16 protein-coding genes and 3 tRNA genes are annotated in these 20,379 nt (G+C 71.7%); 4 read left to right on the top strand and 15 right to left on the bottom strand.

The genetic code is table 11. The features are described 5' to 3' along the window. Positions 1-4: 4 nt before the first annotated feature. Positions 5-235: a hypothetical protein gene (locus ACI8AC_RS00730; protein WP_456894274.1), complete on the top strand. Its 231-nt coding sequence runs from the start codon at positions 5-7 to the stop codon at positions 233-235. A 78-nt stretch (positions 236-313) separates the two neighbouring features. Beyond that, positions 314-1,357 (top strand): LLM class F420-dependent oxidoreductase, encoded by a 1,044-nt coding sequence (locus ACI8AC_RS00725; protein ID WP_456894272.1) that lies wholly within the window; start codon positions 314-316, stop codon positions 1,355-1,357. Positions 1,358-1,522: 165 nt separating this feature from the next. On the opposite strand, the gene ACI8AC_RS00720 is transcribed toward ACI8AC_RS00725, so the two are convergent. The 9 genes from ACI8AC_RS00720 to ACI8AC_RS00680 form a co-directional block, all read right to left on the bottom strand. Beyond that, positions 1,523-5,428, bottom strand: a complete 3,906-nt coding sequence (locus tag ACI8AC_RS00720; RefSeq protein ID WP_456894270.1) for a DNA-directed RNA polymerase subunit beta' — start codon at positions 5,426-5,428, stop codon at positions 1,523-1,525. 93 nt (positions 5,429-5,521) lie between these two features. Further along, complete coding sequence (rpoB, locus tag ACI8AC_RS00715) at positions 5,522-9,031, bottom strand: DNA-directed RNA polymerase subunit beta (protein WP_456894268.1); 3,510 nt, start codon at positions 9,029-9,031, stop codon at positions 5,522-5,524. 465 nt (positions 9,032-9,496) lie between these two features. Beyond that, complete coding sequence (rplL, locus tag ACI8AC_RS00710) at positions 9,497-9,895, bottom strand: 50S ribosomal protein L7/L12 (RefSeq protein WP_117375612.1); 399 nt, start codon at positions 9,893-9,895, stop codon at positions 9,497-9,499. A gap of 17 nt (positions 9,896-9,912) precedes the next feature. Beyond that, a complete protein-coding gene (rplJ, locus tag ACI8AC_RS00705) occupies positions 9,913-10,491 on the bottom strand; it encodes a 50S ribosomal protein L10 (protein WP_456894266.1) in 579 nt (192 codons plus the stop codon). A gap of 331 nt (positions 10,492-10,822) precedes the next feature. Next, positions 10,823-11,542, bottom strand: coding sequence for a 50S ribosomal protein L1 (gene rplA, locus ACI8AC_RS00700; protein ID WP_456894264.1), 720 nt, complete (start codon positions 11,540-11,542; stop codon positions 10,823-10,825). A gap of 114 nt (positions 11,543-11,656) precedes the next feature. After that, a complete protein-coding gene (gene rplK, locus ACI8AC_RS00695; RefSeq protein ID WP_456894262.1) occupies positions 11,657-12,088 on the bottom strand; it encodes a 50S ribosomal protein L11 in 432 nt (143 codons plus the stop codon). An 87-nt stretch (positions 12,089-12,175) separates the two neighbouring features. Next, positions 12,176-13,060: a transcription termination/antitermination protein NusG gene (gene nusG / locus ACI8AC_RS00690; protein ID WP_456894260.1), complete on the bottom strand. Its 885-nt coding sequence runs from the start codon at positions 13,058-13,060 to the stop codon at positions 12,176-12,178. Positions 13,061-13,100: 40 nt separating this feature from the next. Continuing rightward, positions 13,101-13,640 carry a preprotein translocase subunit SecE gene (gene secE / locus ACI8AC_RS00685; RefSeq protein WP_456894258.1) on the bottom strand — a complete coding sequence of 180 codons (540 nt, stop codon included), beginning with the start codon at positions 13,638-13,640 and terminating at the stop codon, positions 13,101-13,103. Positions 13,641-13,752: 112 nt separating this feature from the next. Continuing rightward, positions 13,753-13,825: transfer RNA gene (locus ACI8AC_RS00680), tRNA-Trp, on the bottom strand. Between the two features lie 211 nt (positions 13,826-14,036). Here ACI8AC_RS00680 and ACI8AC_RS00675 point away from each other — a divergent pair. Beyond that, a complete protein-coding gene (locus ACI8AC_RS00675; protein ID WP_456894256.1) occupies positions 14,037-15,290 on the top strand; it encodes a pyridoxal phosphate-dependent aminotransferase in 1,254 nt (417 codons plus the stop codon). A gap of 58 nt (positions 15,291-15,348) precedes the next feature. On the opposite strand, the gene ACI8AC_RS00670 is transcribed toward ACI8AC_RS00675, so the two are convergent. The 6 genes from ACI8AC_RS00670 to ACI8AC_RS00645 form a co-directional block, all read right to left on the bottom strand. Then, positions 15,349-15,777 carry a MaoC/PaaZ C-terminal domain-containing protein gene (locus ACI8AC_RS00670; RefSeq protein WP_456894254.1) on the bottom strand — a complete coding sequence of 143 codons (429 nt, stop codon included), beginning with the start codon at positions 15,775-15,777 and terminating at the stop codon, positions 15,349-15,351. Beyond that, positions 15,774-16,220 (bottom strand): FAS1-like dehydratase domain-containing protein, encoded by a 447-nt coding sequence (locus ACI8AC_RS00665; RefSeq protein WP_456894252.1) that lies wholly within the window; start codon positions 16,218-16,220, stop codon positions 15,774-15,776. The genes ACI8AC_RS00670 and ACI8AC_RS00665 overlap by 4 nt, the downstream gene beginning before the upstream one ends. A 34-nt stretch (positions 16,221-16,254) precedes the next feature. Beyond that, on the bottom strand, positions 16,255-16,419 hold the full coding sequence (gene rpmG, locus ACI8AC_RS00660) for a 50S ribosomal protein L33 (RefSeq protein WP_117375603.1): 165 nt from the start codon (positions 16,417-16,419) through the stop codon (positions 16,255-16,257). Between the two features lie 98 nt (positions 16,420-16,517). Continuing rightward, positions 16,518-16,591 (bottom strand) — tRNA-Met (locus ACI8AC_RS00655). A gap of 59 nt (positions 16,592-16,650) precedes the next feature. Next, positions 16,651-16,723: transfer RNA gene (locus ACI8AC_RS00650), tRNA-Thr, on the bottom strand. A gap of 70 nt (positions 16,724-16,793) precedes the next feature. After that, entirely contained in the window at positions 16,794-19,205 is a 2,412-nt protein-coding gene (locus ACI8AC_RS00645) for a putative bifunctional diguanylate cyclase/phosphodiesterase (RefSeq protein WP_456894249.1), read from the bottom strand. Positions 19,206-19,917: 712 nt separating this feature from the next. On the opposite strand from ACI8AC_RS00645, the gene ACI8AC_RS00640 reads away from it, so the two are divergent. After that, positions 19,918-20,340 carry a pilus assembly protein TadG-related protein gene (locus ACI8AC_RS00640; protein WP_456894247.1) on the top strand — a complete coding sequence of 141 codons (423 nt, stop codon included), beginning with the start codon at positions 19,918-19,920 and terminating at the stop codon, positions 20,338-20,340. Positions 20,341-20,379 lie beyond the last annotated feature (39 nt).

The raw sequence follows: 20,379 nt of genomic DNA, 5'->3' as shown, positions 1-20,379 counted from the left end.
CGACATGACCGACCGAGCCGCCGCCCGTGCCGCCAAGAGCGTCCTCGCCGCGCGGCTCGGTGCGGATCCCGAGGTGGTCGGCGTGGGCTTGGCCCGCCGCGACTCCGGCTACGTCGTGAAGGTCGACCTCGCGGACCCGCGCGCGGCCAGCCGCGTGCCCGGTGACGTGGACGGGGTCCGCGTCGTCACCGAGGTCGTGGGCGTGGTCCGCGCGCTCGGGCCCCGCACCGCCTGAGCCCGCGCACCCGGCGCCCGACCGGCCGCTACGGTCGGCCCGGCGCCAACGGTGGCGCCGTCGACCCCGGGAGTGGACGTGCGCATCGGCATCCAGGCCAGCTACAGCGGCGGTTTCCGCCAGACCGCCGCGGAGATCCGTGACCTCGAGTCCGCCGGGCTCGACCTCGCGATGGTGGCGGAGGTCTACACCTTCGACGCGGTGAGCCAGCTGGGCTACCTGGCCGCGGTCACCGAGCGCGTCGAGCTGATGAGCGGCATCTTCCCCATCTACAGCCGGACGCCGGCCCTGACCGCGATGACCGCCGCGGGGCTGGACTTCGTGTCGGACGGCCGGTTCACCCTGGGCCTGGGGGCCTCCGGGCCGCAGGTCATCGAGGGCTGGCACGGCGTCCCCTACGACGCCCCGCTGCAGCGCACCCGGGAGGTCGTGGAGATCTGCCGGCAGGTGTGGCGGCGCGAGCGCCTGGTCCACGACGGGCCGAAGTACCGGATCCCGCTCCCGGCCGAGCAGGGGACGGGTCTCGGCAAGCCGCTGAAGCTGATCAACACCCCGGTGCGCGACCGCATCCCGGTGCTGCTGGCCGCCATCGGCCCCAAGAACGCCGAGCTGGCCGCCGAGATCGCCGAGGCGTGGGAGCCCATCTTCTTCGTGCCGGAGAAGGCCGGGGCGGTGTGGGGCGAGGCGCTGGCGGCCGGCCGGGCGAAGCGGGACCCGTCCCTCGGGGAGCTGCAGGTGGTGACGGGTGTCCCGGTGGCGATCGGCGAGGACGCCGGGTCGCTGCTGGACCGGGTGCGCCCCTCGCTGGCCCTCTACATCGGTGGCATGGGCGCCCGGGGCAAGAACTTCTACAACGACCTGGCTCGGCGCTACGGGTACGAGGACGAGGCCCGCACGGTCCAGGACCTCTACCTGGAGGGCCGGAAGGACGAGGCGGCCGCCGCGGTGCCCGACGAGCTGGTGCAGGCCACCTCGCTGATCGGCCCTGAGTCCCACGTCGCGGAGCGGGTGGCAGCGTTCCGGGAGGCCGGGGTGGGGACCCTCATGCTGCAGCCCCTCGACGACAGCGCCGAGGGCCGGCTGCGCACGGTCGAGACCATGCGCCGGATCGCCGACGCCTGACCTCCCGTGATCATGGAGTTCTTGCTCGACGGCACACCGCCCGCGGCGTGCCGACCGGCGACAACCCCCTGATCACCCGCAGGTTTCGTCACGCCGGGAACGCGAGAGGGCCCCGCAGACCGGACGGTCTGCGGGGCCCTCTGCTGGTGACCTGCTGCTAGGGCCTCAGCCCCGCCAGTCGTACTCCTCGAGGCGCACGGCCTCCCCGGAGCCCGCACCGAAGACGTCGGGGCTGTAGTACTGCCCGTCGTCGTACCCGGCCATCGTGTAGACGGCGGCGCGGGCCTCCTCGGTCGGCTCGACCGTGATGTTGCGGTAGCGGCTGATGCCGGTACCGGCCGGGATCAGCTTCCCGATGATCACGTTCTCCTTGAGGCCGAGCAGGCTGTCGCTCTTGCCCTGGATCGCGGCGTCGGTGAGGACCTTCGTCGTCTCCTGGAAGGAGGCCGCCGACAGCCACGACTCGGTCGCGAGCGAGGCCTTGGTGATCCCCATGAGGACCGGACGGGCCGAGGCCGGCTCGCCGCCCTCGGCGACGACGCGGCGGTTCTCGGTCTCGAACAGCGTCCGCTCGACCAGCGCACCGGGCAGGAACTCCGTCGCACCCGAGTCGATGATGGTCACCCGCTTGAGCATCTGCCGGATGATCACCTCGATGTGCTTGTCGTGGATCGACACGCCCTGGCTGCGGTAGACCTCCTGGACCTCGCGGACCAGGTGCAGCTGCACCTCGCGCGGGCCCATGATCCGCAGCACCTCGTGCGGGTCCACCGCACCCTCGGTGAGCTGCTCGCCGACCTCGACGTGCGAGCCGTCCTCGACCCGCAGCCGCGACCGGCGCGACAGCTTGTCGTACACCACGTCGTCGGAGCCGTCGTCCGGGGTGATGGTGAGCTTCCGGAACTGCTCGCCGTCCTCGATCCGGACCGTGCCGGCCAGCTCGGCGATGGGCGCCTTGCCCTTGGGCACGCGGGCCTCGAAGAGCTCCACCACGCGCGGCAGGCCGTGGGTGATGTCCTCACCCGCGACACCACCGGTGTGGAAGGTGCGCATCGTCAGCTGGGTGCCGGGCTCACCGATCGACTGGGCGGCGATGATGCCGACCGCCTCGCCGACGTCCACCAGCTTGCCGGTCGCCAGCGACCGGCCGTAGCAGGTGGCGCAGGTGCCGAGCAGCGACTCGCAGGTCAGGACGCACCGGACCTTGACCTCGGCGACGCCGGCGTCGATGAGCTGCTGGATGAGCACGTCGCCCAGGTCCTCACCGGCCTGCGCGACGACCGTGCCGTCCTCGGCGGTGACGTCGGCGGCCAGCGCCCGCGCGTAGACGCTGGTCTCCACGTGCGGGTCGCGGGTCAGCGTGCCGTCGACGACGGTGCCGATCGGCATGAGCACGCCGCGGTCGGTGCCGCAGTCCTCCTCGCGGATGATGACGTCCTGCGAGACGTCGACCAGCCGGCGGGTGAGGTACCCGGAGTCGGCGGTACGGAGCGCCGTGTCGGCCAGACCCTTGCGCGCACCGTGCGTGGAGATGAAGTACTCCAGCACGGACAGACCCTCCCGGAAGTTGGCCTTGATCGGCCGCGGGATGATCTCGCCCTTCGGGTTGGACACCAGGCCACGCATGCCGGCGATCTGGCTGATCTGCATCATGTTGCCTCGGGCTCCCGAGTTGACCATGACCCAGACCGGGTTGGTGGTGGGGAAGTTGTCCACCATCGCCTGGCTGACCTCGGCCCGCGCGCGGGTCCAGATCTCGACCAGCTCGGAGCGCCGCTCGGTGTCGGTGATGACACCGCGCTCGTACTGCTTCTCGATCCGCCGCGCCTCGTCCTCGTGCCGGTCCAGGATCTCCTGCTTGGCCGGCGGGGTGACGACGTCGTCGATGGCGATCGTGACACCGGCGCGGGTGGCCCAGTGGAACCCGGCCGACTTGAGGGCGTCCAGCGTCGCCGCGACCTGCACCTTGGGGTAGCGCTCGGCGAGGTCGTTGACGATCGCCCCGAGCTCCTTCTTCGGCACCTGGTAGTTGACGAAGCGGTAGTCCTCGGGCAGGGCCTCGTTGAACAGCACCCGGCCGAGGCTGGTCAGCACGCGCACGGGGGCGCCCGGCGTCCAGTCCTCCGGCTGCTCCCACGGCGGGTTCACCGTGCCGTTGTCGACCCCGTACACCTCGTCGAGGCGGATCCAGGCCCGCTCCTGCAGGCCCAGGGAGCCCTTGTCGTAGGCCATGACCGCCTCGGCCGCCGAGGAGAAGGCAGCCGGCTGGCCGCCGTCGGCCTCGTGCCGGCTCGGCACCACGGTCGTGAGGTGGTACAGGCCCAGGACCATGTCCTGGGTCGGCGCCGTGATCGGGCGGCCGTCGGCCGGCGACAGGATGTTGTTCGAGGACAGCATGAGGATGCGGGCCTCGGCCTGCGCCTCCGCCGACAGCGGCAGGTGCACGGCCATCTGGTCACCGTCGAAGTCCGCGTTGAACGCGGTGCAGACCAGCGGGTGGATCTGGATGGCCTTGCCCTCGACCAGCTGCGGCTCGAAGGCCTGGATGCCCAGCCGGTGCAGCGTCGGCGCCCGGTTCAGCAGCACCGGGTGCTCGGTGATGACCTCCTCGAGCACGTCCCACACGACCGGCCGCGCGCGCTCGACCATCCGCTTGGCGGACTTGATGTTCTGCGCGTGGTTGAGGTCGACCAGCCGCTTCATGACGAAGGGCTTGAACAGCTCCAGCGCCATCTGCTTGGGCAGGCCGCACTGGTGCAGCTTCAGCTGCGGGCCGACGACGATGACCGACCGGCCCGAGTAGTCGACGCGCTTGCCGAGCAGGTTCTGGCGGAACCGGCCCTGCTTGCCCTTGAGCAGGTCGCTCAGGGACTTCAGCGGGCGGTTGCCCGGGCCGGTGACCGGCCGGCCGCGGCGGCCGTTGTCGAACAGCGCGTCCACGGACTCCTGCAGCATCCGCTTCTCGTTGTTCACGATGATCTCGGGCGCGCCGAGGTCGAGCAGCCGCTTGAGCCGGTTGTTCCGGTTGATGACCCGGCGGTACAGGTCGTTCATGTCGCTGGTGGCGAAGCGGCCACCGTCGAGCTGCACCATGGGGCGCAGGTCCGGCGGGATGACCGGGACGCAGTCCAGCACCATGCCCATGGGCGAGTTGCGGGTCTGCTGGAACGCCGCGACGACCTTCAGCCGCTTGAGCGCGCGCAGCTTGCGCTGGCCCTTGCCGGTGCGGATGGTCTCGCGCAGCGAGGCCGCCTCGGCGTCGAGGTCGAAGTCGGCGAGCAGCTTCTGCAGCGCCGCGGCACCCATCCCGCCCTCGAAGTACTCCCCGAACCGGTCGCGCAGCTCCCGGTAGAGGCCCTCGTCGGCGATGAGCTGCTTGACCTCGAGCTTGCGGAAGGTGTCGAGCACCTCCTCGAGGCGGTCGATCTCCCGCTGGGCGCGGTCGCGCAGCTGGCGCATCTCGCGCTCGCCGCCCTCCCGCACCTTGCGGCGGACGTCGGACTTGGCGCCCTCGGCCTCGAGCTCGGCGAGGTCGGCCTCCAGCTTCTGCTGGCGGGCCTCCACGTCGGCGTCCCGGCGGGACTCCAGGTTGTGCTTCTCCGCGCTGATCTCGGCCTCGATGGTCGGCAGGTCGCGGTGCCGGCCCTCGTCGTCGACTGAGGTGATCAGGTAGGCGGCGAAGTAGATGATCTTCTCGAGGTCCTTGGGCGCCAGGTCGAGCAGGTAGCCCAGGCGCGAGGGGACGCCCTTGAAGAACCAGATGTGGGTGACCGGCGCGGCCAGTTCGATGTGGCCCATCCGCTCGCGGCGGACCTTGGCCCGGGTCACCTCGACGCCGCAGCGCTCGCAGATGATCCCCTTGAAGCGGACCCGCTTGTACTTGCCGCAGTAGCACTCCCAGTCCCGGGTGGGACCGAAGATCTTCTCGCAGAAGAGGCCGTCCTTCTCCGGACGGAGCGTGCGGTAGTTGATGGTCTCGGGCTTCTTCACCTCACCGTGCGACCACTGGCGGATGTCGTCGCCGGTGGCCAGGCCGATGCGGAGCTCGTCGAAGAAGTTGACGTCGAGCACTGAGTGGACCCCTTTCCCGGGGCTAGTTCTCTTCTCTGACCAAGTGGGGTGGCCGGCCGGCCCCGCTGCTCGGGGCCGGCCGGCGACGTCGGCCTAGACGTCCTCGACGGACGACGGCTCGCGGCGGGACAGGTCGATGCCCAGCTCCTCCGCGGCCCGGAAGACCTCGTCGTCGGTGTCGCGCAGCTCGATCGCCTGCCCGTCGCCGGAGAGCACCTCGACGTTGAGGCAGAGCGACTGGAGCTCCTTGAGCAACACCTTGAACGACTCCGGGATGCCCGGCTCGGGGATGTTCTCGCCCTTGACGATGGCCTCGTAGACCTTCACGCGGCCGAGGATGTCGTCGGACTTGATGGTCAGCAGCTCCTGCAGCGCGTAGGCCGCACCGTAGGCCTGCATGGCCCAGCACTCCATCTCGCCGAACCGCTGGCCACCGAACTGCGCCTTACCACCCAGCGGCTGCTGCGTGATCATCGAGTAGGGGCCGGTCGAGCGGGCGTGGATCTTGTCGTCGACCAGGTGCAGCAGCTTGAGGATGTAGACGTAGCCCACCGAGATCGGCTCGGGGAACGGCTCGCCGGAGCGGCCGTCGAAGAGCCGGGCCTTGCCGGTCGGCTGCACCATGCGCTGCCCGTCGCGGTTGGGGGTCGTCGAGCCCAGGAGGCCGATGATCTCGTCCTCCTTGGCGCCGTCGAACACCGGCGTCGCCGCGCGGGTGCCGGGGGCCGCGGAGCGGGCCGCCTCGGGCAGGTTGCGCGCCCACTCCGGGTCGCCCTCGACGTCCCAGCCCTGCTTGGCCACCCACCCGAGGTGGGTCTCGAGGACCTGGCCGACGTTCATCCGGCCCGGCACGCCGAGCGGGTTGAGCACGATGTCGACCGGGGTGCCGTCCTCGAGGAACGGCATGTCCTCCTGCGGCAGGATCTTCGCGATGACGCCCTTGTTGCCGTGGCGCCCGGCGAGCTTGTCGCCGTCGGAGATCTTGCGCATCTGGGCGACGTAGACCCGGATCAGCTCGTTGACGCCGGCGGGCAGCTCGTCGCCGTCCTCACGGGAGAACACCCGGACGCCGATGACCTTGCCGGACTCACCGTGCTTGACCTTCAGCGACGTGTCGCGGACCTCGCGGGCCTTCTCGCCGAAGATCGCGCGCAGCAGCCGCTCCTCCGGGGTCAGCTCGGTCTCGCCCTTCGGCGTGACCTTCCCGACCAGGATGTCCCCCGGGACGACCTCGGCACCGATGCGGATGATGCCGCGCTCGTCGAGGTCGGCGAGGACCTCCTCGGAGACGTTCGGGATGTCCCGGGTGATCTCCTCGGCACCGAGCTTGGTGTCGCGGGCGTCGACCTCGAACTCCTCGATGTGGATCGAGGACAGGACGTCGTCCTGCACGAGGCGCTGCGACAGGATGATCGCGTCCTCGTAGTTGTGGCCCTCCCACGGCATGAAGGCGACGAGCAGGTTCTTGCCCAGCGCCATCTCGCCCTGGTCGGTGCACGGCCCGTCGGCGATGACCTGGCCGACCTCGACCCGCTGCCCCTCGTCCACGATCGGGGTCTGGTTGATCGAGGTGCCCTGGTTCGATCGGCGGAACTTCAGCAGCCGGTAGGTCTGCCGGGTGCCGTCGTCGGCCATGACCGTGACGTAGTCGGCGGTGGAGTCCTCGACCACACCGGCCTTCTCGGCCACCACGACGTCGCCGGCGTCGACCGCGGCGCGCAGCTCCATGCCGGTCCCGACCAGCGGGGCCTCGCTGCGCAGCAGCGGCACGGCCTGGCGCTGCATGTTGGCGCCCATGAGCGCTCGGTTGGCGTCGTCGTGCTCGAGGAACGGGATCATCGCCGTCGCGACCGAGGTCATCTGCCGCGGGGAGACGTCCATGTAGTCGACGTTCTCCGGCGCCAGGTAGTCGACCTCGCCGCCCTTGGTGCGGACCAGGACGCGGTCCTCGGCGAACCGGCCCTGGGCGTCCAGGGGCGAGTTCGCCTGGGCGACGACGAAGCGGTCCTCCTCGTCGGCGGTCAGGTAGTCGATCCGGTCGGTGACCACGCCGTTCTCGACCCGGCGGTACGGGGTCTCGATGAAGCCGAAGGCGTTCACCCGCCCGTAGGCCGAGAGCGAGCCGATCAGGCCGATGTTCGGGCCCTCGGGGGTCTCGATCGGGCACATCCGGCCGTAGTGGCTGGGGTGCACGTCGCGGACCTCCATGCCGGCCCGTTCCCGCGACAGACCACCCGGGCCCAGCGCCGACAGGCGGCGCTTGTGGGTCAGGCCCGCGAGCGGGTTGGTCTGGTCCATGAACTGGGACAGCTGGCTGGTGCCGAAGAACTCCTTGATGGAGGCGACGACCGGCCGGATGTTGATCAGGGTCTGCGGCGTGATGGCCTCGACGTCCTGGGTGGTCATCCGCTCGCGGACGACGCGCTCCATGCGGGAGAGGCCGACCCGGATCTGGTTCTGGATCAGCTCGCCCACCGTGCGGAGCCGGCGGTTGCCGAAGTGGTCGATGTCGTCGACGCCGTGGTCGGCCTCGCCGGCGTGCAGCCGGACGACGTACTCGATGGTGGCGACGATGTCGTCCTCGGTGAGGGTCAGCGTCTGCTGGCCGACCTCGAGGCCGAGCTTCTTGTTCACCTTGTAGCGGCCAACCTTCGCCAGGTCGTAGCGCTTGGGGTTGAAGAAGAGGTTCTCCAGCAGCGCCTGGGCGCTCTCCCGCGTCGGCGGCTCACCCGGGCGCAGCTTGCGGTAGATGTCGAGCAGGGCCTCGTCCTGCCCGGCGATGTGGTCCTTCTCCAGGGTGGCGAGGACGGTCGGCGACCACTGGAAGTGCTCGCGGATCCGGTCCTCGGTCCAGCCGAGGGCCTTGAGCAGCACGGTGACCGGCTGCCGCCGCTTGCGGTCGATCCGGACGCCGACGGTGTCCCGCTTGTCGACGTCGAACTCCAGCCACGCACCACGGCTGGGGATGACCTTGGCGCTGAAGACGTCCTTGTCCGACGTCTTGTCCAGGGTCTTGTCGAAGTAGACGCCGGGGCTGCGGACCAGCTGCGAGACGACGACCCGCTCGGTCCCGTTGATGACGAACGTGCCCTTGCTCGTCATGATCGGGAAGTCGCCCATGAACACCGTCTGGCTCTTGATCTCGCCGGTGGTGTTGTTCATGAACTCGGCGGTGACGAACAGCGGCGCCGCGTAGGTCATGTCCTTGTCCTTGCACTCCTCGAGGGACGCCTTGACGTCCTCGAAGCGCGGGTTGGAGAAGGACAGCGACATCGAGCCGCTGAAGTCCTCGATCGGGGAGATCTCCTCGAGGATCTCGGCCAGGCCGCCGACGGCGTCGGCCTGCTCTTCGGGCGAGAGGGTGGCCCGCCACTCGGGGCTGCCGATGAGCCAGTCGAAGGAGGCGGTCTGCAGGGCCAGCAGGTCCGGGACCTCGAGGGGCTCCGAGATCTTGGCGAACGAGACGCGGAGGGGAGCGCCCGGGATCTTCTGCTGGTCGGCCTCACCGGTGCGGGGGCCGGTCTGGGGGGCCTGCGGGGTGTGCTGGGTGGTGCCGGACTCGGTGGTGCTGGCGGAGATGCTGGTGGGGCGAGAGCCTGCCAAGATGCGTCCTTCCAAGGACCTCACGACGTGCGGGCGGGTGCGGGGTCGTCCTGGGTCGTCGTCGGTAGTGGCGGCACTGCCGACCGGTCTGCTGGATCACCCGTCCGGGCGGTCTCCGCAGGGCGTCCGGGTACGGTCCCCCGGGCACCCCTGGTGACCCGTCTCGGCGGGCATGCAGTCAGGGGGCAGCGCAACAGGGAACCCTACCCCGTTCTCGGCGGGCTGTCCACGCCGGGGGTCCGCACGAGGGGACCGCACCCGGGAGGGGCAGCCGGCCGGCGGGGCCGGGTCGGCGCGCCGCCGCGCGGCGCGGACCCATGATGCCAGCCACCCGGCGGGAGCGGGACCGCCACGCCGCGGGTTGTGGAGACGCGGCAGGGGCCACCTCCCGGCTGGGAGGCGGCCCCTGCGTGCTGATCCGGTGGTCCGGCCACCGGCGTCCCGGCGGTCAGGCCGGGCGGGAGGTCACTTGACGGTGACGGTGGCCCCGGCGCCCTCGAGGGCGGCCTTGGCCTTCTCCGCGGCATCCTTGGCGACCTTCTCCAGGACCGGCTTCGGCGCGCCGTCGACCAGGTCCTTGGCCTCCTTGAGGCCGAGCGAGGTCAGACCGCGCACCTCCTTGATGACCTGGATCTTCTTGTCACCGGCGTTCTCGAGGATGACGTCGAACTCGTCCTGCTCCTCGGCGGCGGCAGCGCCGCCGTCGCCACCGGCACCACCGGCGGCCGGGGCCGCGGCGACGGCGACGGGGGCGGCCGCGGTGACGTCGAAGGTCTCCTCGAACAGCTTCACGAAGTCCGACAGCTCGAGGAGGGTCATCTCCTTGAACGCGTCGAGCAGCTCGTCGTTGGACAGCTTGGCCATGATCTCTCCTTCTGGGGTCAGTCGGCCGCGGCGGGGGCGGCGTCGGTGTCGGGGGTGGTGTCGGCAGCAGCAGCAGGAGCGTCCGCGGACTTCTTCTCCTGCAGGGCGGCGGCGAGGCGGGCGACCTGCGCGACCGGGGCCTGGAACAGACCCGCGGCCTTGGTGAGGTTGCCCTTCATGGCGCCGGCGAGCTTGGCCAGGAGCACGTCACGGCTCTCGACGTCGGCGAGGCGGGTGACCTCGGCGGCGTCGACCGTGCGGCCCTCGACCACGCCGCCCTTGACGACGAGCAGCGGGTTGGCGCGCGCGAAGTCACGGATGGCCTTGGCCGCGTCGACCGGGTCGCCCTCGATGAAGGCGATCGCGGTCGGACCGTTGAGCAGCGGCGCGAGGTCGGCGAAGCCCACCTGCTCCGCGGCACGCTTCGTCAGGGTGTTCTTGACGACGGCGTAGCTGCTGCCCTCACCGAGGGAACGGCGCAGCTGGGTCAGCTGCGCCACGGTCAGCCCGCGGTACTCGGTGAGCACCGCCGCGCTGGACGACTGGAACCGCTGGGTGATCTCGTCGATCACCGCGGCCTTCGCCTGCGTGGGCATGGGCCTCCTCTCGTCTGTCGGGCGGACCACCGGCCGGTGCACGGGGGCGGGCGATCGGGAGGGCCCGCAGACGACGAACGCCCCGGCGCAGGGCGCACGGGGCGAGGGGCGGGCGCGCTCGTGCGCCGCCGATCGGACCGTCCTCCTGCGCGGGCCGCCCGCCGGAGCGGGACCTTCGATCGCATGCGGACGTGCGACGACCAGCGGTCTTGGGGGGAACGGCAGCCAGCATACACGCCGCGCGCGACCCCGAAGACGATCATGGCGCCGTGACCACGGTCCGGGGGAACCGAGTGGTCACGGCGCCATGATCGCCGCGGGAGGAGCCGGCTCAGGAGGTCGGCTCGTCCACCGTCAGGTTGCGGGTCCGGTTCGGGTCGACCGGGATGCCCGGGCCCATCGTCGTGGAGATGGTGACCTTCTTCAGGTACCGCCCCTTGGCCGCGGCCGGCTTGGCGCGCAGGACCTCGTCGAGGGCGGCGGCGTAGTTCTCCACGAGCTTGGCCTCGTCGAACGAGGTCTTGCCGATCACCAGGTGCAGGTTGGCCTGCTTGTCGACGCGGAAGTTGATCTTCCCGCCCTTGATGTCGTTGACCGCCTTGGTGACGTCGGGGGTCACGGTGCCGGTCTTCGGGTTCGGCATCAGGCCGCGCGGCCCGAGGATGCGGGCGATCCGGCCGACCTTGGCCATCTGGTCGGGGGTCGCGATCGCGGCGTCGAAGTCCAGGAAGCCGCCCTGGATGCGCTCGATGAGGTCCTCGGAGCCCACGACATCGGCGCCGGCGGCCTCGGCCTCGGCGGCCTTGTCACCGGTCGCGAAGACGATGACGCGGGCGGTCTTGCCGGTGCCGTGCGGCAGGTTGACCGTGCCGCGGACCATCTGGTCCGCCTTGCGCGGGTCGACGCCCAGTCGCATCGCGACCTCGACGGTGGCGTCGTAGCTGGTCGGCGACGTCTCCTTGGCCAGGCCGGCGGCCTGCAGCGGGGTGTACAGGTTCTCGCGGTCGACCTTCGCGGCCGCCTCGCGGAACTTCTTGCCGTGCTTCGCCATGGTGGTTCCTCTCCCCCGGCGCCGGGCCGGGAGTCCTGTGGTGAACGGGCCCGGCGAGAGGCCCTCCCACGACTACGGGACCGGAGCCCCACGGGCTCCGGGTGGTTCCTCCGCTCAGCCGTTGACCGTGATGCCCATCGAGCGGGCGGTGCCCTCGATGATCTTCTCGGCCTGCTCGAGCGAGTTGGCGTTGAGGTCGGCCATCTTGGTCTGCGCGATCTCGCGGACCTGGTCGCGGGTCACGGTGGCGACCTTGGTCTTGTGCGGCTCGCCGGACCCCTTCTCCACGCCGGCCGCCTTGAGCAGCATGCGCGCCGCCGGCGGGGTCTTGGTGACGAAGGTGAACGAGCGGTCCTCGAAGACCGAGATCTCGACCGGGATCACGTTGCCGCGCTGCGACTCCGTGGCGGCGTTGTACGCCTTGCAGAACTCCATGATGTTGACGCCGTGCTGGCCGAGCGCCGGACCCACGGGCGGGGCGGGGGTGGCCGCACCGGCGTTGATCTGGAGCTTGATGACCGCGGTCAACCGCTTCCTGGGGGGCATGACTTCCTTCTTCGTGACGGGGTGGAACGGCCTCGGTGCAGGGCCCCGGCCCGAGCGGAGCGAGGGCCGGGGGGCACCGAGGTCCTCCTACAACTTCTGGACCTGGTTGAACGACAGCTCGACCGGCGTCTCCCGGCCGAAGATCGAGACCAGCACCTGGAGCTTCTGCTGCTCGGCGTTGATCTCGTTGATGGTGGCCGGCAGGGTCGCGAAGGGCCCGTCCATCACGGTCACCGACTCGCCCACCTCGAAGTCGACCACGGCGGTGGTCGGCGCGGCGGCGGCCGTCGTGGTGGTCTCGGCCGCCTTGGTCACCTGCGGGGTGACGGTCGGCGCGAGGATCTTCACGACCTCGTCGAGGGTCAGCGGGGAGGGCCGGGAGGTGGCGCCCACGAAGCCGGTGACGCCGGGGGTGTTGCGCACCGCACCCCAGGACTCGTCGTTGAGCTCCATGCGCACCAGCAGGTAGCCGGGGAAGACCTTCCGGTTGACCTGCGTCCGCTTGCCGTTCTTGATCTCGGTGACCTCCTCGGTGGGCACCTCGATCTGGAAGATGTAGTCCTCCATGTCCAGGGACTGGATGCGGGACTCGAGGTTGGTCTTCACCTTGTTCTCGTAGCCCGCGTAGGAGTGGACGACGTACCAGTCGCCGGGTGCGATCCGCAGCGCCTTGCGCAGCTCCTCGACCGGGTCCTCGTCCTCGGCCGGCTCCGGCAGATCGGAGGCGGGGGCCGGCGCGGCCAGCGGGTCGGTGACCAGGCTGTCCGGGTCGCCGGCCTCCACCTCGGGGGCGACGTCGGCGACCCCGGTGTCGGCGTCCAGGCCGGCGGTCTCCGTGGAGCCCTCGGCGGCCCCGGCCTCGCCGACGCCGGTCTCCACGTCGGCGGTGCCGCGGAGGTCGAAGCGGGCGTCGTCGAGGTCGGTGGCCTCGACGGCGCTGTCGGTGTCGAAGGGCTCGCGGGGGTCGGTCACGGTGTCTCTTCCTCGGTCGGGGACGGGCGTGCGGGGGGACTCAGCCGAAGACGGCGAGCACGCCCTGGGCGAAGAGCAGGTCGAGGCCGGCCACGAGGGCGACCACGAAGGCCACGAAGATGATCACCACGGTCGTGTAGGTGATCAGCTCCCGGCGCCCCGGCCAGATGACCTTGCGCAGCTCGGCGACGACCTCGCGGAGGAACCGGCGCAGGCTGCGGCGCTGCCGCACCTCGTCGGCGCGCGCCCGCTCGGCGGCCGCCCGCGACCGGGTGCCACCGGTCGAGGTCCGCCCCGCCGGCCGGGTGGACCGCTCGCGTGCCGCCCGGCGCCCCGGGGACGGCGCGGCCTCGTCGTCCTCGTCCCCGGCGGTGATCCGGCCACCACGCCGCCCGCCGGTGCGCCCGGCGACCACCTTCTCCTCGGCCGTCTCGGCGTCGGCCACGACGTCGTCCTCGGCGGCCTCCAGCGCGGCGGCGTCGTCCACGCCCGGGGTCTCCCGGTCGATCTGCTCGTCGGTGAGCTCGGCGTCGGCGGCGGTGCGGGCGTCGTCCTCGCGTCCCGGCTTGTCGTCGCTCACTGCGCCTCGCTCGCCTCGTGGTGGTGCCGGCCGGGGGCGGCCCCGGTCGATCTGGTGCTGTCGTGGTCTCGTGCGGTCGTGCTGGTCGCCGGCACCGGGCCGGCGGCACGGGCAGGGGTGACAGGACTTGAACCTGCAGCCTGCGGTTTTGGAGACCGCTGCTCTGCCAGTTGAGCTACACCCCTATGCCCCGAGCCGGGCCTGGGACCGTCTGACCCGCTCCGGACAGCGCCCACCCCCGAGGGGATCCGGGGCACGCCGGTGGCGGGGTCAACCTGCCCCAGGACAAGGAGTGTACGGGACCGCGGGGGCCGGCAGCCAACGCGCTCCCGACGGGGCCCGGGGCCCGGCCGGACGCCGGGCGCCGGACGCGCCCGGCTTTGACACGATGACCCCATGACCGCCTCCCCCTCGGAGCCCGCCGCCACCACGACCGCCGCACCCCCGGCCGAGCGGCGCATCTCACGCCGGATCGCCGCGATCGCCGAGTCGGCCACCCTGGCCGTGGACGCCAAGGCCAAGGCGCTCAAGGCCGCGGGCCGCCCGGTGATCGGCTTCGGCGCGGGGGAGCCGGACTTCCCGACGCCGGAGTACATCGTCGAGGCCGCGGTCGCCGCCTGCCGGCAGCCGGCGATGCACCGGTACACCCCGGCCGGCGGGCTGCCGGCGCTCAAGGAGGCGATCGTCGCCAAGACCGCCCGGGACTCGGGGCTGCAGCTGACCCCGGCCAACGTCCTGGTCACCAACGGCGGCAAGCAGGCCGTCTACGAGGCCTTCGCCACGATGCTCGACCCGGGCGACGAGGTGCTCCTGCCCGCCCCCTACTGGACGACCTACCCCGAGGCGATCTCGCTGGCCGGGGGTGTGCCGGTGCCGGTGGTGGCCGACGAGCAGAGCGGCTACCTGGTGTCGGTGGCCCAGCTGGAGGCCGCCCGCACACCGCGGACGAAGGTGCTGCTGTTCTGCTCCCCGTCGAACCCGACCGGTGCGGTGTACCCGCCGGAGGTGGTCGAGGAGATCGGCCGCTGGGCGGCCGACAACGGCCTGTGGGTGCTCACGGACGAGATCTACGAGCACCTCACCTACGACGGGGCCAGCGCCCCCTCGATGCCGGTCCTCGTGCCCGAGCTGGCCGACCGCTGCGTCGTGGTGAACGGGGTGGCGAAGACCTACGCGATGACCGGGTGGCGGGTCGGCTGGGTGCTCGGCCCGGCCGACGTCGTGAAGGCGGCGACCAACCTGCAGTCGCACGCCACCTCCAACGTGGCCAACGTCTCCCAGGCGGCCGCGGTCGCCGCGCTCACCGGGGACCTGTCCGCCGTCGACGTGATGCGCACCGCCTTCGACCGGCGACGCCGGACCATCGTGTCGATGCTCCGGGAGATCCCCGGGGTCGCCTGCCCCGAGCCCCGGGGCGCCTTCTACGTGTACCCGTCGGTCAAGGCCCTGCTCGGCCGGTCGATCGGCGGGCGCACCGCCACGACCAGCGTGGAGCTTGCCGAGCTGGTCCTGGAGGAGGCCGAGGTGGCCGTCGTCCCCGGGGAGGCGTTCGGGACCCCCGGCTACCTGCGGATGTCCTACGCGCTCGGGGACGACGACCTCGTGGAGGGCGTGTCGCGGATGCAGCGCCTGCTCGGCCAGGCCGCCTGACCGCGGCCGCCCGGGCGCGGACGTCGCCGGCGATCCGCTCGGCGGCGGCCGCACCCGGTCACGCCAGCTGGACGGTGGCGCGGGCCAGGGAGAGCACCTTCTCCCCGCCGCAGGTGACGGTGAGGTCGACGCGGGCCCGGCCGTCCTCGCCCAGGGCGGCGACCCGCCCCCGGACGCCGACCGTCGTCCCCTCGTCGTCGTCGGGGACGACCACGGGCCGGCCGAAGCGCACCTGGTACTCGAGGAGCGCCGCGGGGTCACCGGCCCAGGTGGTGACCGCCCGCGCGGCGAGCGCCATCGTCAGCATGCCGTGGGCGATGACCCCGGGCAGGCCGACCGCGGTGGCCACCCGGTCGCTCCAGTGGATGGGGTTGAGGTCACCCGAGGCCCCGGCGTAGCGCACGAGGTCGGCCCGGGTGACCGGGTAGACCTGCTCGGGCAGCTCGGTGCCGACCTCGACGTCGGCCGCACGCACGGTGGCGCTCATGCGTCCCCCCGGACGACCAGCATGGACGTCGCCGAGCAGACCGGCTCGCCGTCCTCGGTGGCGACGTCCACGCGGGTGGTGAGCAGGTCGTTGCCGCCGACGCTGCGGACGGCCTCCACCACGGGGGTGGCCAGCAGCCGGTCACCGGCGCGGATGGGCCGGTGGTGGGTGAAGCGCTGCTCCCCGTGCACGACCCGGCTGTAGTCCAGGGCGACGTCGGGGTCGCGGACGACCGCACCGGCCGCGGCGAGGGTCACCACGATGGCGAAGGTGGGCGGGGCCACGACGTCGGGGTGGCCGGCCGCCCGGGCGGCCGCGGCGTCCGTGTGGACCGCATCGGTCGCGCCGACCGCGGCGGCGAACTCGGCGATCTTCTCGCGACCGACCTCGTAGACGGCAGAGGGCGGGTAGCTGCGCCCGACCAGTCCCGCGTCGAGTGCCATGCTCCCGCCCTCCCGTCCGTTCGAGCCGCTGCGGTCAGCGGGTCTCGCGGTGGACGGTGTGCTTGCGGTCGACCGGGCAGTACTTCTTCAGCTCGAGCCGGTCGGGGTCGTTGCGCCGGTTCTTGCGGGTGATGTAGTTCCGGTTCTTGCACTCCTGGCAGGCCAGGGTGATCTTCGGACGGATGTCGGTGGCTGCCACGGGAGCGCTCCTCGCCTTGTCGGTACGGACCGGTCGGCCCGGCGCGCGGGCGGGTGCCCACGCGCGGACGGACCCCGCCTGGCGGGGTCCGTCGGGGGTAGCGGTGACCGGATTTGAACCGGTGACACAGCGATTATGAGCCGCTTGCTCTGCCTGGCTGAGCTACACCGCCGGGGGCGGCCTGCGGCCCGGTCGCGACGACCGGACCGCGCGGCCGCTGTGTTGTTCCAGAGCCCCTTTACGGAATCGAACCGTAGACCTTCTCCTTACCATGGAGACGCTCTGCCGACTGAGCTAAAGGGGCGGGCGCGAAGCCGTGGAGAACTGTACCCGACCACGGCCGAGGGGTGTCGCGGGGGGTCCGCCGCGGGGGGTCAGGCCCGGACGAACAGCCGCCGGTGCTGGGTCCCGGGCACGGCCGAGCGCACGCCGGTCCGCGCCAGCAGCCAGCTCTCCAGCTTGTCGTCCGGCAGCGGCCGGCTGATGAGGAAGCCCTGCAGCTTGTCGCAGCCCATGTCGGCCAGGGCGTTGCGGGTGAGCTCGTCCTCCACGCCCTCGGCCACCACGCGCAGGCCGAGGTTGTGGGCCAGCTCGATGATCGAGCGGGCGATGAAGGACTCCCCCTGGCTGGTGGACATGCTCAGCACGAAGGACTTGTCGATCTTGACCTCGTCGATGGGCAGCTGCCGGAGCTGGGACAGCGACGAGTAGCCGGTGCCGAAGTCGTCCATCGACAGCCGCAGGCCGAGGGCGTGCAGGTCGGCCAGCACGGTGCCGTTGCGGACCGAGTCGTCGACCACGCTGCCCTCGGTCAGCTCGAGGGTGAGCAGCTCCCCCGGCACCCCGTGCCGGCGCAGCGCCCGCCGCACCCGCTCGACGAGGTCGGGCTCGGCCAGGCAGTGGGCGGAGAGGTTGACCGCGACCGACAGCGCGATGTCCTGGTCCAGCCAGCGTCGGCAGCGGGCCAGCGCGAGGTCGAGCACGTGGTCGGTCAGCGCGCCGATGCGGCCGATCTGCTCGGCCAGGTGGATGAAGTCGTCCGGCGAGACCGCGCCGTAGCGGGGGTGCGCCCAGCGCACGAGGGTCTCGACCGACACGATGTCGGAGGTCCGGGCGTCGATGATCGGCTGGAAGACGACGCTGATCTGCCCGTCGGCCATGGCCTGCTCGATCTCGGTGCCCAGCTGGAGGCGGCGCAGGCTCTGCTGGTCGAGCACCGGGTGGTAGCTCGCCACGCCGCCGGAGTCGGGAGCCGCGAGTAGGGCGACGTCGGCGCGCTGCATGAGCGTGCCGGCGTCGGTGCCGTGCACCGGGGCGGCCGCGACGCCGATGGTCAGCGTCACCTCCAGCTCCAGCCCCGCGACGAGCACGCGGGTGGAGGTGGCCTCCCGGAGGCGGCGGGCCGCCCGCTCGGTCGCGGTCAGGGACACCCCCGGCAGCAGGACGGCGAACTGGGCGCCCTCCATGCGGGCCACGAGGGCCGCGGGCGGGGCGTGCTCGCGCAGCAGCCCGGCGGTGACCAGGAGCAGCTCGTCGCTGGCGGCGTGCCCGAGCGTGTCGGTGACCTCGGTGTAGTTGTCGAGCACGGCGAGGACCAGGCCGGCCCGGCCGCCGACCGGGTCCTCGGCCAGCAGCGCGTCGATGTCGGCGGCCAGCCGCTGCCGGTTCGGCAGGCCGGTCAGCCGGTCGTGGTCGGCGTCGTAGCGGATCTGCGCGAGCAGCTGCTGCTGGCGGATGGCCGCGTTGACGTGGGTGAGCATGGAGTCCAGGGCCGCCCGGTCGCCGTCGGCGAAGGTGACGATGTCGCTGCGCCGGTCGCAGACCTCGAGGTAGCCGGGCTCGCCGGCGGCGGTGATGACCGGGGCGGCGAGCAGGTCCTGGACGCCGCGCCGGGCCAGGGCCGCGGCCTCGGCCTCGGTCGCGCGGGAGAGGGACACCAGCAGCGGGCCGTCCGCCGACCCGTCGGTGGCCCGCCGGCGCAGCAGGTCGTCGGGGTCCCCCGGGCCGTCGTACCACGCGCACCCGTCGTCCGAGGCGACGACCAGCTGCGGGCCCTCGTCGAGGTAGGGCGGCAGCCACAGCGCCACCCGCTCGGCGTTGAGCAGCTCGCGGATCGCCTCGACCAGCAGCCGCGGTCCGTCCTCGTCGGGGCCGATCTGCTCGACCTGGCGGGCGAAGTCGTAGACCTTCTCGAGGTCCTGCCCCTCCCGGGCCACCGCCGCGAAGCGCCGGTAGAGCAGCACCAGGCCGGCCAGCAATGGAGCGACGAGCAGCAGGGACCAGGGCGTCGCACGCACCATCAGCAGTACGGAGAGCCCCACCAGGACGGCCATGGGGCTGACCGTGACCGCTGCGACGACCATGCTGGTCCAAAGGGCAGGGCCGGGGTACCCCTGGGTGGCGATGATGGCCAGTCGGATCACTGCGCCACCGGCCATGGAAGCGAGGGTGATGGCGACGACGTAGGCGAGCCACGTCGCTGGGTCTGCAACGTCCCCTAGTGGCAGGACCCGAAGTGCCGCAACGGCCACGCCCACCTCGATGACAGCGATGGCTGCGTTGGCGATGATCTTCGCGCCGCTGAATCGCTGGACCAAGCAGGTGCCCGCGACCGCCAGGGTCCGTAGCAGGACGGTCCACACAGGACCGACCTCGATGAGCGCCACTACGAAGGCAAGTTCCGAGGCGGAGATGCACACGCTCTGGCGTCGGAACTCGACGTTGATGTTGTAGCTCTCGGCCACGACGAGGCCGAAGAGAAGAGCGAGGACCATCAACGGATGCACGTCCGGAACGTCCCGTGGAAGGACGAGCACGGCGATGAGCACCGCCAGCAGGGCACTCGCGGCGGCAACCGTCCCCGGCCCCAGAGAAGCTGCTGGCCAGCGAGATACTGGGGCATCCTGCTCGGCCACTGACACCTGCTTCGCCTGGGGAATGGGCGGTGGTGAGGCTAACAGCGCGAAGTCGGCGGCTCCGGACACACGCGGCCCCCCTCCCCCCACGGGGGTAGAGGGACACGCGCGGACCGGGCCGATCAGCTCCCCGAGGGGTTCAGGCGGCCTGGCGGCCCCACTTCTGACCCCGACCCCACTTCTGACCCCGACCCCACTTCTGGCCACGGCTGGTGATGGACATGGCAGTGCTGGTCATGACGCCTCCTCAGGCATGAAGGACTGCTTTCGACTGCGGCAGTCACCCAGGCGCGGGGGCAGAGCGTCGTTCGGTACGGACCGCGCCCGAGACCTTGCTGCCCGTCACCCTTCCGAGGCAAGCACCGAGAATCACGATCGGGTGACGAACCGTGATTCTGTGACCAAGAGTCACAGTAGATAGGCGCTGCGTCACCTGGGTGGGTGATCGGGGGCCGCCGTGCACCACGAACCCCTCGATCACGACCACAGGGTCACCCCGCGACCGAACCGCTGTCGCCTGATCGGGTCCACAGCGACCTCCGGCGGCGGCCACGGGACGTGGACGCGCCCTAGCCTCCCCGCCGTGCGCAACGACGAGGCCGAACGCGGGTCGGCACTGCCGCTCGTGCTCGTGTGCTGGCTGGTCGCCGCGCTGATGGCGTTCGGGGCGGTCGCCGCCTCCGACGCCTTCCTCGAGCAACTGGCGCTGCAGTCCGACTGCGACGGCGCGGCGCTGGCCGCGGCCAACGCGACCGACGAGGCGGTGGTCTACGCCGCGGGCGTGGGGACGACGCTGCCGCTGACCCCTGCGAGCACACGGACGGCCGTGGCCGACCAGCTCGCCGACGCCGGCGTCGTCCTGGACTCCTGGTCGACCGAGACCGACGGGGCAGAGGTCACCGTGCGCTGCACGCGGTCGGTGGAGATCGCCTTCGGCTGGCTGTTCCTCGGCAACCGCCCGCTCGAGCGCACCGCCGTCGCCGGCGCCCGCGCCCCGGCGGCCTGACCGAGGGCCCCGGGAACGCCGACGGCCCCCGACCTGGGG

The sequence above is a fragment of the Geodermatophilus sp. SYSU D00758 genome, assembly GCF_054049955.1.
This window is presented reverse-complemented; position numbering and strand designations above follow the sequence as displayed.

Bases quoted from the DNA above. Each gene is read 5' to 3' on its own strand.
- ACI8AC_RS00665 (WP_456894252.1), bottom strand. From the start codon at position 16,220: ATGGCACTCGACGCGGGACTGGTCGGGCGCAGCTACCCGCCCTCTGCC.
- rplK (WP_456894262.1), bottom strand. From the start codon at position 12,088: ATGCCCCCCAGGAAGCGGTTGACCGCGGTCATCAAGCTCCAGATCAAC.
- rplA (WP_456894264.1), bottom strand. From the start codon at position 11,542: ATGGCGAAGCACGGCAAGAAGTTCCGCGAGGCGGCCGCGAAGGTCGAC.
- rplJ (WP_456894266.1), bottom strand. From the start codon at position 10,491: ATGCCCACGCAGGCGAAGGCCGCGGTGATCGACGAGATCACCCAGCGG.
- rplL (WP_117375612.1), bottom strand. From the start codon at position 9,895: ATGGCCAAGCTGTCCAACGACGAGCTGCTCGACGCGTTCAAGGAGATG.
- ACI8AC_RS00730 (WP_456894274.1), top strand. From the start codon at position 5: ATGACCGACCGAGCCGCCGCCCGTGCCGCCAAGAGCGTCCTCGCCGCG.
- ACI8AC_RS00675 (WP_456894256.1), top strand. From the start codon at position 14,037: ATGACCGCCTCCCCCTCGGAGCCCGCCGCCACCACGACCGCCGCACCC.
- ACI8AC_RS00670 (WP_456894254.1), bottom strand. From the start codon at position 15,777: ATGAGCGCCACCGTGCGTGCGGCCGACGTCGAGGTCGGCACCGAGCTG.